We start from the raw sequence: 14,742 nt of genomic DNA on the forward strand, positions 1-14,742 counted from the left end.
GGCGCCAACCCGCGCTTCCCGCTCGTCGCCGAGCTCAAGCGCATCCTCCTCGACTGCTACTACGGACGCGCGTACGCCGAGGACGCCGCGACCGACGCCGAGCCGGCCAAGGGCCGCAAGAAGGGGGTGGCGCTGGTGCATTCGCGTTAACCAGCTCCACCAGCCGTCGCCGACAGAGGGCCGGAAGCACCCGCTTCCGGCCTTTTCTTTGCCATTGTCTCGCGCCAAAGTGATCGCCGCGCTGTTGAAACCGGGGTGGCGCCGTCCGATCTCCGCACAGCGGATGGCAGGCCACGAAAGGACGGGCGCACAGGCATGCTCAGGATCAGGACCCTGGTGTTCGCCGCGGTCGCGACCGCCTCCCTGGCGGTCTGCGCGCAGGTGCCGACGCATCTGCAGGAGGCGAAGCCGAAGTTCGGCCCCGACGCCATCCCGATCACGCTGGCGAACAACTACGTGCGCACCCACGACGCGCCCGACTATTGGGCGCTCGCCCCCTACTACGTGCATCAGAGCACCGGCAGCGCCTGCTCGGTCGCCAGCGTGGCGATGATGCTGAACGCGCTGCGCGGGCTGCCCAACGCCGCCTCGGAACGGCTGGTCACGCAGCGGAGCCTGCTGGAGGAGGTCGGCGACGACGCCTGGAAGGCGGCGGCGGCCGAGGATGGCGAGGGCATCAGCTTCACCGATCTCGAGGTGTACGTGCGCCGCGCCCTCAAGACGTACGGCATCAGGGCGGACGTCGAGGTGTTCCGTCCGCGCGACGAGTCGCCAGCAACGCTGGCGCAACTGCGCCGGATCCTCGCCGAGAACGAGCGCAGCGCCGAGGACATCATCCTGCTGGCCTTCGACCAGGGCACGCTGACCGGCGACGCCACGGTCGGCCACATCGCGCCGCTGGGCGCGTACGACGCCGCCAACCGCCGCGTGCTGGTCATGGACGTCGACCGCGCCTGGTACGTCCCCTACTGGTCCAGCGACGAGAAGCTGTTGCAGGCCATGCTCAAGCCCGACCGCGCCGACCCCGAGGGCAGCGGCCTGATCCGCGTGCGCGTCCGCCACCATTCGGGATGAGGTCCCCTGCCCACGCCGGTGCCAGCGGGCGTGACGAGAAAGGCACAGAGTGCCCAAGATTCGAACTTTCACGGCCATCTCAACACTTCATTAACCAAGCCAGAATAGAACGTAAGTGCGGCATCCAGCCGCCTTCAGCTCTATGCCGCGGCAGGTCATATGCCCGGACGGCGGCGCGCTGAACATCACCGATGAAGGTTGGCAGCGTGACCTTGTCGAGCACCCTTACTGCCGTCTCCGAGACTTCCCCGGCCCCCGCCTTCCGCACCGACTCCCCGTCCCGCCCCGGCGTTCTGCGCGGTCGCGCCGACGCCTCGCTGTTGCGCGACGAGCTGCTGCCCGAGATCTTCGCCGCCAGCGCCGCCGCCCACCCGGAGCGCACGGCCATCGTCTTCGAGGGCCGCCGGGTCAGCTACGGCGAGCTGGAGCGGCGCGCCAACCGCGTCGCGCACGCGCTGCGCGCCCGCGGGATCGGCCGCGGCTCGTTCGTCGGCCTGTGGATGGCGCGCTCGCTGGACCTGCACGTGGCGCTGCTCGGCATCCTGAAGGCCGGCGCCGCCTACCTGCCCTTCGACGCCGACGCCCCGGCCGACCGCGTCGCCATCAGCCTCGCCGACTGCAACGCCGCGGCCATCCTGGTGGACGTCGCCACCGGCTCGAAGCTGTCCAAGGGGGGGGCGTCGGAGCTCGGCGTCGAGACGCTGTACCTCTACGACCTGACCGCCGGCGCCGACCTGCCGGAGAACACCAGCACGCCCGACCTGCGCGCCGACGGCGTCATCCAGAGCGACCCGGCCTACGCCATCTACACCTCGGGCTCGACCGGCAAGCCCAAGGGCATCGTCATCTCCCACCGCAACATCTGCCACTACCTGCGCGCCGCCAACACGGTGTACGGCCTCAACGCCGACGACGTGGTGTTCCAGGGCGCCTCGGTGGCCTTCGACCTGTCGCTGGAGGAGATCTTCGTCCCCTACCTGGTCGGCGCCACGCTGTGGGTGGCCAGCCGGCAGGTGCTGGATTCCGCCGACCGCCTCGCCGATGTGCTGGCCGAGGCCGGGGTGACGGTGCTCGACACCGTGCCGACGCTGCTCGCCATGCTGCCGAAGGACGTGCCCAGCCTGCGCGTCATCATCCTCGGCGGCGAGGCCTGCCCGCCCTCGGTGGCGGCGCGCTGGTGCCGGCCGGGGCGCACGATCTTCAACAGCTACGGCCCGACCGAGGCTACGGTGGTCGCCACCGTGGCCGAGGTGCGCCCGGACAGCCCGGTCAGCATCGGCCGGCCGATCCCCAACTACACCGGCTACGTGGTGGACGAGCAGCTGTCGCTGGTCGGCCCCGGTACCCAGGGCGAGCTGCTGATCGGCGGCCCCGGCGTGGCGCAGGGGTATCTCAACCGCCCCAACCTGACCGCCGAGAAGTTCATCCCCAACCCTTTTTCGGGCGACGGCAGCGATCCGGTGCTGTACCGCTCGGGCGACGCGGTCAGCGTCGATGACGCCGGCAACCTGCTGTTCCACGGCCGCATCGACGATCAGGTGAAGATCCGCGGCTTCCGGCTGGAGCTGGGCGAGATCGAGGCGGCGCTGACCGACATCGCGCACGTCGCCCAGGCCACCGTGGTGCTGCGCACCGACAACGGCCTGGACCGCCTCGTCGCCTTCCTGGTGCCGCAGGCCGGCACCGCGCTCGACCGCATCGTGCTGCGCGACACGCTGCGCGCCCGGCTGCCCGCCTACATGGTGCCGTCGCACTTCGAGGTGGTGGAGTCCCTGCCCCGCCTCGCCTCCGGCAAGGCCGACCGCAAGACGCTGCGCACCGCCGAGCTGACCCAGGACGCCGGGGCCGGCGCCCAGGAGGAGCCGCGCACCCCCACCGAGGCGACGCTGCTGGAGGCCGCGAAGCGCGTCTTCCCCGGCCAGACGATCCCGCTGGAGGCCGACTTCTTCCTCGACCTCGGCGGCCATTCGCTGCTGGCGGCGCAGTTCCTGTCGCACGTGCGCGCCACCGCGCACCTGGAGGGCCTGACCTTCCAGGACGTCTACGGCGCCCGCACCATCCGCGCCATGGCGGAGAAGCTGGACACCCGCGCCGGCACCGTGAAGCGCGACCAGTCCTTCACCCCGCCGCCGCTGCTCCGCCGCTTCCTGTGCGGGCTGGCGCAGGCCGCGGCGCTGCCGATCATCCTGGCGCTGATGACGGCGCAGTGGCTGGGCGTGTTCGTCAGCTACATGCTGCTGTCCGGCGAGGACGCGACCTTCCTCCAGGAGGTCACGACGCTGGTCGGCGTCTACATGGGCATCAACGTCGCCACGGTGGTCATCGCCATCGCCGCGAAGTGGCTGATCATCGGCCGCACCAGGCCCGGCCGCTACCCGCTGTGGGGCGTGTACTATTACCGCTGGTGGCTGGTGCAGCGCCTCGTCAGCCTCGTGCACCTGAAGTGGTTCCAGGGCTCGCCGCTGGTGCGCGTGCTGCTGCGCGCGCTGGGCGCCAAGGTCGGCAAGGACGCGCAGATCGGCGAGTTCGAATCCGGCGCCATCGACCTCGTCAGCATCGGCGCCGGCGCCTCCATCGGCGACAAGGTGAAGCTCGCCAACGCCGAGGTGATCGGCAACGAGCTGGTCATCGGCACGGTGGAGATCGGCGCCGACGCCTACGTCGGCACCTCCTGCGTCATCGGCCACGGCGCGGTGGTCGGCGACGGCACCGAGCTGGCCGACCTGACCGCCCTGCCGGCGCACGCCCGCACCGGCGCCTACGAGGTGTGGAACGGCTCCCCCGCCCGGCAGACCGGCGTGGTGGCCCGCGACGAGCTGCCCGAGCCGCCGGCCGCCGGCCCGGTGACCAGGGCGCTGCAGGCGATGATCTACACGCTGGCCGTGCTGGCGCTGCCGCCGGTCAGCCTGATCCCGATCTTCCCGGCCTTCTACCTGTTCGACAAGCTGGACAGCGTGCTGGGCGACATCCTGGGCGTCAGCTACCTGACCTACCTGCCGGTGATCGCATGGCCGACGGCCATGGTGATGGTGGCGGTGACGGTCCTGCTGATCGCCGCCCTGCGCTGGACCGTGCTGCCGCGGGTCGGCGCCGGCAGCTTCTCGGTGCACAGCTGGTTCTACGTGCGCAAATGGATCGTCGCGCTGTCCACCGAGGTGATGCTGGAGACGCTCAGCTCCCTCTACGCCACCGTCTACATGCGGGCGTGGTACCGGCTGATGGGCGCGAAGATCGGCAAGGGTGCGGAGATCTCCGCCAACCTCGCCGGGCGCTACGATCTGGTGGAGATCGGCGAGAAGTGCTTCATCGCCGACGAGGTGGTGCTGGGCGACGAGGAGATCCGCCGCGGCTGGATGACCCTCAAGCCGGTGAAGACCGAGGACCGCGTCTTCGTCGGCAACGACGCCGTGGTGCCGGCCGGCGCGGTGATCCCGACCGGCTCGCTGATCGGCATCAAGTCGAAGCCGCCCGCCAACGAGGAGATGAACCCCGGCTGCACCTGGTTCGGCAGCCCGCCGATCAAGCTGCCGGTGCGCCAGAAGTTCGACGTCTCCGCCAACTGGACCTACGAGCCCCCGCTGGGCCGCCGCATCGGCCGCGCCGTGTTCGAGGCGTTCAGCCTGTCGATGCCGACGGCACTGTTCATCACCTTCGGCACGCTGGCGGTGGAAGTGCTGGCCCCGTCGATCCTGGCGGCGAACTATGCCTGCTTCCTCCAGCTGTTCGTCGCGGCCAGCGTCGCCATCCCGGCGGCCATGGTGGCGGTGGTCATCCTGGTGAAGTGGGCGCTGATGGGCCGCTACACCCCGACCATGAAGCCCATGTGGTCGTGGTGGGCGATGAAGACCGAGGCGGTGGCGGTGCTGTACTGGGGTCTGGCCGGCAAGGTGCTGCTCGACCACCTGCGCGGCACGCCGATGCTGCCCTGGGTGCTGCGCCTGTTCGGCACGAAGTTCGGCAAGGGCGTCTTCATGGACACCACCGACCTGACCGAGTTCGACTGCGTCGAGGTCGGCGACTACGTGGCGCTCAACGCCCTGTCGGCCCTGCAGACGCACCTCTACGAGGACCGCGTGATGAAGGTCGGCCGCGTGGTGGTGGGCGACGGCGTGACCGTCGGGGCCGGCGGCACGGTGCTCTACGACACCCACATCGGCGACTGGGCGCGCCTCGGCCCGCTGACCCTGGTGATGAAGGGCGAGAGCATCCCCGCCCACACCGAGTGGGTCGGCGCCCCCGCCGAACAGGCGGCGGACCCGTCGGCCAAGACAGAGACGTTCCGGGCGGCGGCGTAGGTTTCCGCGTTACCCCCACCCTAACCCTCCCCCGCTGGGCGGGGGAGGGAACTTAACCTCCTCCCCCCGCCCAACGGGGGGAGGCTGGGAGGGGGGACAGCGCGGACACGTTGCAAACCCATCAAAAGCGCGATAGGATCATTTTCCTCAATCTTCGCGCATGAAACAAACCTCGATCGTGCGTTTCATAGCGTCTCACAGCGTTTCATTCCCGCCGCCGAAAGGACCTTCCGCATGACCGCCGACACGCCCCACCGTCCCGAGACCATCGCGGCCGGCGCGCTCGGCTACGAGGACGCGGGCAGCGGCGCCATCATCCCGCCGATCCAGCCCTCCACCACCTACGTCCGCGACCCGGACAACGCCTACCGCCGTGGCCGGGTTTACGCGCGCGCCGACAACCCCACCTTCGACCCGGCGGCGCAGACCGTCACCGCGCTGGAGGGCGGCGCGGACACGCTGCTGTTCGCCTCGGGCATGGCGGCGGCGACCGCGGTGTTCCAGGCGCTCGATCCCGGCGACCATGTGCTGGTGCCGGAGATCATGTACTGGTCGCTCCGCAACTGGCTGCACGGCCCGGCGGTGCGCTGGGGCCTGCGCGTCCAGGGCGTGGACATGAGCGACACCGCCGCCGTGCGCGCCGCCATCCGCCCCGGCGAGACCAAGGTCATCTGGGTCGAGACCCCGGCCAACCCGCTGTGGAGCGTCACCGACCTCGCCGCGGTGGCGGAGATCGCGCACGCCGCCGGCGCCCGTCTGGCGGTGGATTCCACGGTCGCCACGCCGGTGCACACCCGTCCGCTGTCGCTCGGCGCCGACATCGTCATGCACGCCGCGACCAAGTACCTGAACGGTCATTCCGACGTGGTCGCCGGCACGCTGACCACCGCCGTCAAGGACGAGTTCTGGGCGCGGGTCAAGGCGGTGCAGGCGCAGCAGGGCGGCATCCTCGGCAGCTTCGAGGCGTGGCTGCTGCAGCGCGGCCTGCGCACCCTGTTCGCCCGCGTGCGCTGGCAGAGCGCCGCCGCGCTCGACCTCGCCGAACGCCTGTCCGCCCACCCGGCGGTCTCGGCGGTGCTCTACCCCGGCCTGCCCGGCTTCCCCGGCCACGACGTGGCGGCGAAGCAGATGCAGGGCGGCTTCGGCGGCATGCTGTCGGTCCGCGTGCGCGCCGGCACCGAGGCGGCCATCGCCACCGCCGCCAACGTGCGGATCTGGCGCCGCGCCACCTCGCTGGGCGGCGTCGAGAGCCTGATCGAGCACCGCTCCAGCGTCGAGGGCCCGACCTCCCCCATCCCCGGCGACCTGCTGCGCCTGTCGGTCGGGCTGGAGGCGGTGGACGACCTTTACGACGACCTCGACGCCGCGCTGCGCACCACCGGTTGAGCGGGCGGCTTGACTCGCCGTCGTTGCAATCGACCATACTTCCTTGGAGGTAGCGTGCCTCGCACCGGATGGGGGAAGCCGATGGGACGGATGGCGGTTGCGGTGGCGGCGGTGGCCGCCCTGGTGTCGATGCCGGCCGGGGCCGAGAGCATCCTCGACAAGCTGACGCTCGATTCCGTGCACACCGGGTCGATCCGCATCGGCCGCGCCACGGTCCCGCTGCCGGAGGGCGAGTGGATCGTCACGGCGCTCAATGAGGCCAAGAACACCAGCAACAGCGTGCTCGCGACGGTCACCCTGGCGTCCTTCGCCGGCGAGAAACTGTCCGGCTACATCACCATCGACCTCAACGCCGACATGTCGGCCTCGGGCTGGACGCCGCACCAGTTCTGCCACCGCACCGACGTCTACTTCATCCACAAGGACGCCGACTACGGAAACGATCAGGCGTGCTGGGGCGTCAACCACTACGTCTTCGACAAGACCAGCACCTACAAGCCCACCCAGGGCAAGAACATCCAGGCCACCCTGGCCGGCCGCGGCCAGACCATGCCGAGCACCATGATCTACGCCCTGTACCGCCTGTCCGACCGCAGCAACTACCTGACCTACGCGGTTCACGTGAACCCGGCGCTGAGCGGCTTCGCGGACGAGACCGGGAAATGGGCCGACAGCTCCTGGCACAAGGACCTGATCGGCGCCTCGCCGGACAAGGTCGCCTATCTCGAGGCCTTCAAGGCGAAGGCGGCGCCGCTCTACGCCGCCATGAAGGATGGCGGCCTCTACACCGGGCGCGCCGATCCCGCAGCGGCGGCCAAGCCCGCGCCGGGCGGCGCCTCCCAGACCACGGCCGCGCCGTCGGTCGAACAGCGCCTCACCACGCTGAAGGACCTGCACGACCGCCAGGTCATCACCCCGGCCGAGTACGAGGCCAAGCGCAAGGAGATCCTGGGCGGGCTGTGACCACGGCCTATGGCGCCGTCATCGTGATGGACGGGTCGAGGAAGCGGTTGGTGTAGGCCGTCTCGACCTCGAACGGCTGCTCCAGGCCGAAATAGGTCTTCACCATCTCGAAGTCCGCCTTCATGCGGGCCGCGTCGAACATGCCCAGCCCGGTGGTCGTGGTGGTCGGATCGCGCATCAGCTCCTTGATGCGGGTCCACTGGTCGCGCTGGTTCGGCTCGTCGAGGCCGGAGACGCTGGCCAGCAGCGCCTTCAGGCACGGCCCGACGTCCTTGACGCACGCCGCGAACGCCTTCTGGCTGATCTGGGTGAAGGCCTTCACCAGCTCCGGCTTCTTCGCCAGGACATCGCCGTTGACGATGATGGCGTTGCCGTAGGGGTTGATGCCCATGCTGCGCCACGGCAGAAAGCCCAGGTCGTCGCCGAACTCGCGGACCTTCAGGTCGTGCTCGTTGTAGAAGTCGGAGGTGATGTCGATCGCCTTGCTCTTCAGCGACGGCACCTTGGCCTGCGGGCTGACGTTGACGAAGCTGACCGAGTTCGGGTCGATGCCCACCTGCTTGGCGAAGGCCGGCCACATCACCCGCGACGCGTCGCCCGGCGGGTTGCCGATCTTGCGGCCGGGGAAGTCCTTCGGCCCGGTGATCCCCGAACTCTTCAGCCAGTAGAACCCCTGCGGCGAGTTGGCGTACACCGCCATCACCGCCACGAGATTGGCGCCCTTGCCCTTGGCCAGCAGCGCGGTCGCCATGTCGGCGATGCCCATGTCGGACGTGCCGGCCCCCACCCGCTGCGCCGACACGCCGGAGCCTTTGCCGCTCTCGATGGTCAGCTCGATGCCGGCCTGCTCGTACCAGCCCTGCTCCCTGGCGTAGTAGTAGGGGGAGTGGTCGGCGGTCGGCACCCAGTTCAGCACCAGGTTGATCTTGTCCTTGGCCGCCGCGACGCCCGGCGCCAGCAGCGCCGCCGCGACCGCCACGCACGCCAAGCCCCGGCCCACGGTGTTCCGCCCCGCCATGCTCCCCTCCCCCGATTGTCCGCTGGTGCTCAAAAAAGCTTAGCCACGAACCCCTCGCGGATCAATAATCGGCAGCAGGATGACCGATACCGACGCGTGCATGACCCCAGGCACCGACACTCCCGGAAATGGCAGCGCCCAGGCGCACCGCCGCTGGCTGGTCATCGCCGGCGTGCACATCGGGGCGCTGCTGCTCTGGCACGCACTGGTCACCGCCTTCCAGGTCCCGGCTTTCGTCCTGCCCGCCCCCGCCGCCGTGCTGGCGACGCTGGCCAAGGCCAACTACGCCTGGGGTCCCAACACGCTGGTCACCGCCACGGAGATCATCGGCGGCTACGCACTGGCCGTCGTGCTCGGCGTGCTGATGGCGCTGCTGTTCTCGTGGTCGCGCTGGCTGATGCTGCTGGTCTTCCCGCTGCTGGTGACGCTCAACATGATCCCCAAGGTGGCGCTGGGGCCGCTGGTGATCGTCTGGTTCAGCTACGGCGTCGCCACCAACGTGCTGATCACCTTCAGCCTGTGCTTCTTCCCGATCCTGCTGACCACCGTGCGCGGCCTGCGCGAGGTGGAGCCCGACCTGCTCGACCTCGTCCGGTCGCTGAAGGGCTCGCGCTGGCAGGCGTTCCGCTACATCCAGCTGCCGGGCGCCCTGCCCTACATCTTCTCCGGCATGAAGGTGGCCGCCATCCTCGCCGTCGCCGGCGCGGTGGTGGGGGAGTTCATCGCCTCGGACCGTGGCCTCGCCTACCTGATGATCCAGGTCCAGGCCTCGCTCGACACGCCGGCCATGTTCATGGCGGTGATCCTGCTGACGCTCCTCGGCATCGCCCTCTATCTGGCGGTGTTGATCCTGGAGCACCGGCTCGTTCCCAAGGACGCGAGGATGACATGAGCCTGCCGCAAGCCCCCTGGGACGGCGGTCCGTGGCTGGACGACGCCCCCCTGCCCGACCGCTTCGACGGGCCGGAGGAACTGGACGCCTTCCTCGCCCGGCCGAGCCGCGCGCTGGCCGCCGACCTCGCGGCCGTCGACGGCGACATCCTGGTGCTCGGCGTCGGCGGCAAGATGGGGCCGACGCTGGCCCGCCTCGCCCGCAACGCCGCCCCCGGCCGGCGCGTCATCGGCGTCGCCCGCTTCTCCGAGCCCGGCCTGCGCGACACGCTGGAGGCGCACGGCGTCGAGACCATCGCCTGCGACCTGCTCGACCGCGCCGCGGTGGAGGCGCTGCCGCGGCTCCGCAACGTGGTCTTCATGGCCGGGCGCAAGTTCGGCGCGCAGGGCAACCCGGCGCTGACCTGGGCGATGAACGTCCACGTCCCGGCCATGGTGGCGGAGACGTTCCGCTCGTCCCGCATCGTCGCCTTCTCGACCGGCTGCGTGTACCCGTTCGTCCCGGTCGCCGGCCCCGGCCCGACTGAGGACAGCCCGCTCGACCCGCCAGGCGAGTACGCCAACTCCTGCATCGGACGCGAGCGAATCTTCGAGCACTTCTCGCAGGTCCACGGCACACCGGGCCGGCTGTTCCGGCTGAACTACGCCATCGACCTGCGCTACGGCGTGCTGTTCGACGTCGCCTCCAGGGTGCGCGACGGGCTGCCGGTGGACGTCACCATGGGCCACGTCAACGTCATCTGGCAGGGCGACGCCAACGCCCAGGCGCTGCGCTGCCTGCGCCACGCCACCACGCCGACGGCCCCGCTCAACGTCACCGGGCCGGAGGTCGTCCCGGTGCGCTGGCTGGCCCAGCAATTCGGCGAACGCCTCGGCACGACGCCGCAGATCACCGGGACCGAGGCACCGACCGCGTGGTTGAACAACGCTGCCCAGGCGGCGAAGCTGTTCGGCTACCCGGTGGTGCCGCTGTCCCGCATGATCGACTGGGTGGCCGACTGGGTGGCGCGCGGGCAGCCCGGTCTCGGCAAGCCGACCCACTTTGAGGTCCGGGATGGCGCCTACTGAGCTGGACGCCGCACTGCTGCCCGGCTGCCTCGCCCTGTCGGCGGAGGCGGGGTGGAACCAGACGGCGGAGGACTGGTCGGTCTTCTTCGGCCGCGGCACCGTGTTCGGCGTGGTCGAGGACGGCCGGCCGGTGGCGACCGGCGCGGTGCTGCCCTACGACGGCGGCTTCGGCTGGATCAGCATGGTGCTGGTCACCCCGGCCCGGCGGGGCCGCCGGCTCGGCACCCGCATCCTGGAAATCGGCCTGGAGGAACTGGCGCGCCTCGGCCGTGTCCCGGTGCTCGACGCCACCCCGGCCGGCGAGCGGGTCTATAGGCCGCTGGGTTTCCGGCCGCAGTTCGGCCTCACCCGATGGCAGGGTCCGAGCGGGGGCGGCGTGCCCGCGGGCGTGCGGGCGATGTCGATGCACGACGTGGCCGCCGCGGTCGCCGCGGATGCCCTCGCCTTCGGGGCTGAGCGCGCGCTGCTGCTCGGCGGCTTCCTCGGCCGGGCGCCGGAGCACGCCTTCGTGCTGGAGAACGGCGTCGGTTTCGTGCTCGCCCGCCCCGGCCGCGTCGCCCTGCAGATCGGCCCGCTGGTGGCGGAGCGCGAGGAGGACGCATGGCTCCTGCTGGAGGCGGCGGTGGGACGTGCCACGGGACCGGTGTTCCTCGACCTCGCCGACCGCTGGGAGTCGCTGGCCGCGTGGCTTCAGGAGCGAGGATTCGTGAAGCAGCGGTCGTTCCTGCGCATGGCGCACGGTCGGGACACGCCGTTCGGCGATCCCTCGCGGCTGTTCGTCGCCGCCGGGCCGGAATTCGGGTGATTGGGAGCACGACACGCATGGGCCTGCATCGAACCGATCTGCCCGCCGCCGTCCGCGAGACGCTGGCCCGCGGCGCTGTGATCCCGGCCCACCCGCTGGCGCTCGACGCCGGGCGGCGCTTCGACCGGCGCCACCAGCGGGCGCTGACCCGGTACTACGTGGACGCCGGCGCCGGCGGCCTCGCGGTCGGGGTGCATACGACGCAGTTCGAGATCCGGCAGGCCGGCCTCTACGAGACGGTGCTCGGCACCGCCATGGAGGATTCGCGCTCCTGGACCAACCGCTCCCTGGTGATGATCGCCGGCGTCGTCGGCCGCACCGAGCAAGCGGTGACCGAGGCGCGCACCGCCGTCGCCCTCGGCTACCACGCCGGCCTGCTCAGCCTCGCCGCAATGAAAGGCGCCTCCCCCGACGCGATCGTCGCGCATTGCCGCCGCGTGGCGGAGGAGATCCCGCTGGTCGGCTTCTACCTCCAGCCGGCGGTCGGCGGCCTGCCGCTGAACGCGGAGTTCTGGCGCCGCTTCTGCGAGATCGACAACGTGGTCGCGGTGAAGGTCGCCCCCTTCCACCGTTACCGCACGCTCGACGTGGTGCGCGGCCTCGTCGCGGCGCGGGCGGAGGAGCGGATCACCCTCTACACCGGCAACGACGACCACATCGTGCTCGACCTCGTCACCCCGTTCACCGTGATGCGGGACGGGCAGCCGGTGACCGTACGCTTCAAGGGCGGGCTGCTCGGCCACTGGTCGGTGTGGACGCGGCGCGCCGTCCGCCTGCTGGAGACGCTGCACGCCGCCGTGGCCGCCGGGCCGGTCCCGCCGGAGATCCTGGCGTTGGACAGCCGGGTCACCGACTGCAACGCCGCCTTCTTCGACGTGGCGAACGACTTCCGCGGCTGCATCGCCGGCTGCCACAAGGTGTTGCACCGCCAGGGCCTGCTGCAAGGCACATGGTGCCTCGACCCGGCCGAGGGCCTGAGCCCCGGCCAGGCCACGGAGATCGACCGCGTCTGTCGCGAGCACGCCGACCTCTCCGACGACGCCTTCGTCGCCGCGAACCTGGGCCGCTGGCTGGCATGAGCGAGCCGCTGATCCGCCTGCGCAACGTGCGCAAGGTGTACCGCACGGGCGGGCGCGAGTTCGTGGCGGTCTCCGACGTCACCATGGACGTGGCGGAGGGCGACCTCGTCTCGCTGGTCGGGCCGTCGGGCTGCGGCAAGACGACGGTGCTGAAGATCCTCGCCGGCCTGCACGCCTCCGACGATGGCGAGGTGCGCATCGGCAACGCCGCCTCCGCCTTCGTGCCCGGCCGCGACGTCGGCATGGTGTTCCAGCAGGCGCTGCTGCTGAAGTGGCGCACCGTCCTGCAGAACGTCACGCTGCCGGCCGAGATCCTGCACATCCCCCGCCGCGAGGCGGAGGCGCGGGCGCGCGACCTGCTCGGCATGGTCGGGCTGCGCGGCTTCGAGGACAAGTACCCCTACGAGCTGTCCGGCGGCATGCAGCAGCGGGCCGCCATCGCCCGCGCCCTGGTGCACGACCCGAAGCTGATCCTGATGGACGAGCCGTTCGGCGCGCTCGACGCGCTGACGCGGGAGAAGATGAACCTGGAGATGCTGCGGATCTGGGAACAGAGCCGCAAGACCATCATCTTCGTCACCCACTCGATCCAGGAGGCGGTGTTCCTTGGGTCGAAGTGCGCGGTGCTGACCGCCGGCCCGGCGCGCATGGCCGAGGTGTTCGCCATCGACCTGCCCTTCCCGCGCACCCTCGACCTCAAGACCACGGACGGGTTCGGACAGCACGTCAGGCGGGTCTACCACCTGCTCGGCATGGATTAGCTTGATTTTTCCTTTTCTAGGCTTCGGCTTTCGCAAAAGCGCGCCTAGATACGCCCGCCGCGCCGGCTCCCGCAGTCGCGGAGCACGGCCGGCAGCGTGCTCGGCGCGTTGTCGGCCGCGATGCTGAAGGCGAAGGCCGCGACCGCATCCCACCAGGCGAACCGATCAGCCGTTGCGCCACTCCCGGACGGGGCTCCCTTCTGGGGAGGCACCTTGAGATTCGGATTTTCGATATCGTCGAGCATCAGCCCGTCCCCGGAGAACCCCCGCTCATCCAGGTCGGGGATACGGAAGCCAACGTATGCCACGGAATTCGGCGATACCGACGCCGGGACATAGGTCGCCGTGGCCGGCAGGGTGCGCCCATCGCCTGTCCGGAACTTGGCGGGGAACTTCTTCATCGTCCGCATCAGCGCCGGCAGGGAATCGGCGGTGTCGAACACGAGAAGCACACGCTCGCCGCCGGAGCACAACACCAAGCCATCGTATTCCCGTTCCCGCTGGGTGAAGTAGAAGGCGGCGACGTTCGACCCGTTGCGCTCTTCCAGCCAAAAGCGGGTCCGACCAGCGCTGTCGAAGATGATCCCCGCCTTTTCGGCGAGCTTCACCGGAAAGGTGGAGATGTCCTTCTCGAAGCCGCTGATGGAGTTCACCTCGAAGGCGGAGGCATCGACGCCCATGTCCCGGATGTACGTGGCGAGAAGATCGCCGGCCTTCAGGGTATTGGCGTCCAGGGCCGCCCCGCTGGCGCGGCCGAACCGATTGACCCCGAAGACATCCCGATCGCCATAATGTCGCGTCACACCGCCCAGGAATGCATAGGCACAGGCGGTCAGGCACAGCGCCTCCGGGTAGTCGTAGACCTTCATTATCCCCGCGAGCGGGATGGCGCGACCGATGTTCGTGTGCAGCCTCGCCGAGCGAATGACCCACCCGAGTTCCAGGGCAGCCCCGACATGGCCGTCGCGGGAATGCAGGTACAACTCGCTCGACAGCGGGCCATCGCGGTTCTTCAGGAATTTCCGCAGTTCGTTCGGGGTATCCTCGGTGATGATGCCCGTGCCCTGGATGTATGTGATCGACGCGCTGATCTGGATGGCGGCGAACGTCATCGGCTGCTCGTCGTCGAGCGGAAGCCGGTTGTACGGCGACACCGGCAGGCAGGTCTTATGCGTCGCCCACGGGTCCGGAAACGTCCCGGCTTTCGGGCAACCGTTATCGGCGCGGGCCGGCCCGAGGGGTGCCAGCAGCAGGGCAAACAGGCAGGCAAAGGCGACCGTCGTTACTACCGCGCGCATCCGCACACTCATGCCGCCTCTCCGGTTCCGCGATCGATTTCCGAACACCGCCCATATCACAAGCCATACAGAACCCTTGTCAAACGGCTTTGCGACGATGCGTT

General features: G+C 70.0%; 11 protein-coding genes. 9 read left to right on the forward strand and 2 right to left on the reverse strand.

Going from position 1 to position 14,742, the window contains the following annotated elements; genetic code table 11:
• Window positions 1-315: 315 nt before the first annotated feature.
• The 4 genes from TSO221_RS14695 to TSO221_RS14710 all read left to right on the forward strand — a co-directional run bounded on the left by TSO221_RS14695 (window position 316) and on the right by TSO221_RS14710 (window position 7,718).
• Window positions 316-1,074, forward strand: a complete 759-nt coding sequence (locus TSO221_RS14695) for a phytochelatin synthase family protein (protein ID WP_109119258.1) — start codon at window positions 316-318, stop codon at window positions 1,072-1,074.
• Between the two features lie 206 nt (window positions 1,075-1,280).
• A complete protein-coding gene (locus TSO221_RS14700; protein ID WP_247878057.1) occupies window positions 1,281-5,369 on the forward strand; it encodes a Pls/PosA family non-ribosomal peptide synthetase in 4,089 nt (1,362 codons plus the stop codon).
• A gap of 234 nt (window positions 5,370-5,603) precedes the next feature.
• Window positions 5,604-6,755 (forward strand): aminotransferase class I/II-fold pyridoxal phosphate-dependent enzyme, encoded by a 1,152-nt coding sequence (locus TSO221_RS14705; RefSeq protein ID WP_109119260.1) that lies wholly within the window; start codon window positions 5,604-5,606, stop codon window positions 6,753-6,755.
• A 54-nt stretch (window positions 6,756-6,809) separates the two neighbouring features.
• On the forward strand, window positions 6,810-7,718 hold the full coding sequence (locus TSO221_RS14710) for an SHOCT domain-containing protein (RefSeq protein WP_146208808.1): 909 nt from the start codon (window positions 6,810-6,812) through the stop codon (window positions 7,716-7,718).
• A gap of 7 nt (window positions 7,719-7,725) precedes the next feature.
• Here TSO221_RS14710 and TSO221_RS14715 read toward each other — a convergent pair whose 3' ends face one another.
• Complete coding sequence (locus tag TSO221_RS14715; protein WP_109119262.1) at window positions 7,726-8,736, reverse strand: ABC transporter substrate-binding protein; 1,011 nt, start codon at window positions 8,734-8,736, stop codon at window positions 7,726-7,728.
• A gap of 100 nt (window positions 8,737-8,836) precedes the next feature.
• Here TSO221_RS14715 and TSO221_RS14720 point away from each other — a divergent pair, with 100 nt between their 5' ends.
• Genes TSO221_RS14720 through TSO221_RS14740 form a run of 5 tightly spaced genes read left to right on the forward strand, consistent with a single transcriptional unit; the run spans window position 8,837 to window position 13,340 of the window.
• Window positions 8,837-9,628, forward strand: a complete 792-nt coding sequence (locus TSO221_RS14720; RefSeq protein ID WP_109119282.1) for an ABC transporter permease — start codon at window positions 8,837-8,839, stop codon at window positions 9,626-9,628.
• Window positions 9,625-10,695: an NAD(P)-dependent oxidoreductase gene (locus TSO221_RS14725; RefSeq protein ID WP_109119263.1), complete on the forward strand. Its 1,071-nt coding sequence runs from the start codon at window positions 9,625-9,627 to the stop codon at window positions 10,693-10,695. Before TSO221_RS14720 ends, TSO221_RS14725 begins: the two co-directional genes overlap by 4 nt.
• On the forward strand, window positions 10,682-11,500 hold the full coding sequence (locus TSO221_RS14730; protein ID WP_109119264.1) for a GNAT family N-acetyltransferase: 819 nt from the start codon (window positions 10,682-10,684) through the stop codon (window positions 11,498-11,500). The genes TSO221_RS14725 and TSO221_RS14730 overlap by 14 nt, the downstream gene beginning before the upstream one ends.
• A gap of 17 nt (window positions 11,501-11,517) precedes the next feature.
• Window positions 11,518-12,579: a dihydrodipicolinate synthase family protein gene (locus TSO221_RS14735; protein ID WP_109119265.1), complete on the forward strand. Its 1,062-nt coding sequence runs from the start codon at window positions 11,518-11,520 to the stop codon at window positions 12,577-12,579.
• Window positions 12,576-13,340 carry an ABC transporter ATP-binding protein gene (locus TSO221_RS14740; RefSeq protein WP_199229487.1) on the forward strand — a complete coding sequence of 255 codons (765 nt, stop codon included), beginning with the start codon at window positions 12,576-12,578 and terminating at the stop codon, window positions 13,338-13,340. Before TSO221_RS14735 ends, TSO221_RS14740 begins: the two co-directional genes overlap by 4 nt.
• 44 nt (window positions 13,341-13,384) lie before the next feature.
• On the opposite strand, the gene TSO221_RS14745 is transcribed toward TSO221_RS14740, so the two are convergent.
• Entirely contained in the window at window positions 13,385-14,650 is a 1,266-nt protein-coding gene (locus tag TSO221_RS14745; RefSeq protein WP_109119266.1) for a hypothetical protein, read from the reverse strand.
• Between the last annotated feature and the right edge of the window lie 92 nt (window positions 14,651-14,742).

Origin of the sequence: Azospirillum sp. TSO22-1 (genome assembly GCF_003116015.1) — a bacterium.
Taxonomy (GTDB): Bacteria; Pseudomonadota; Alphaproteobacteria; order Azospirillales; family Azospirillaceae; genus Azospirillum.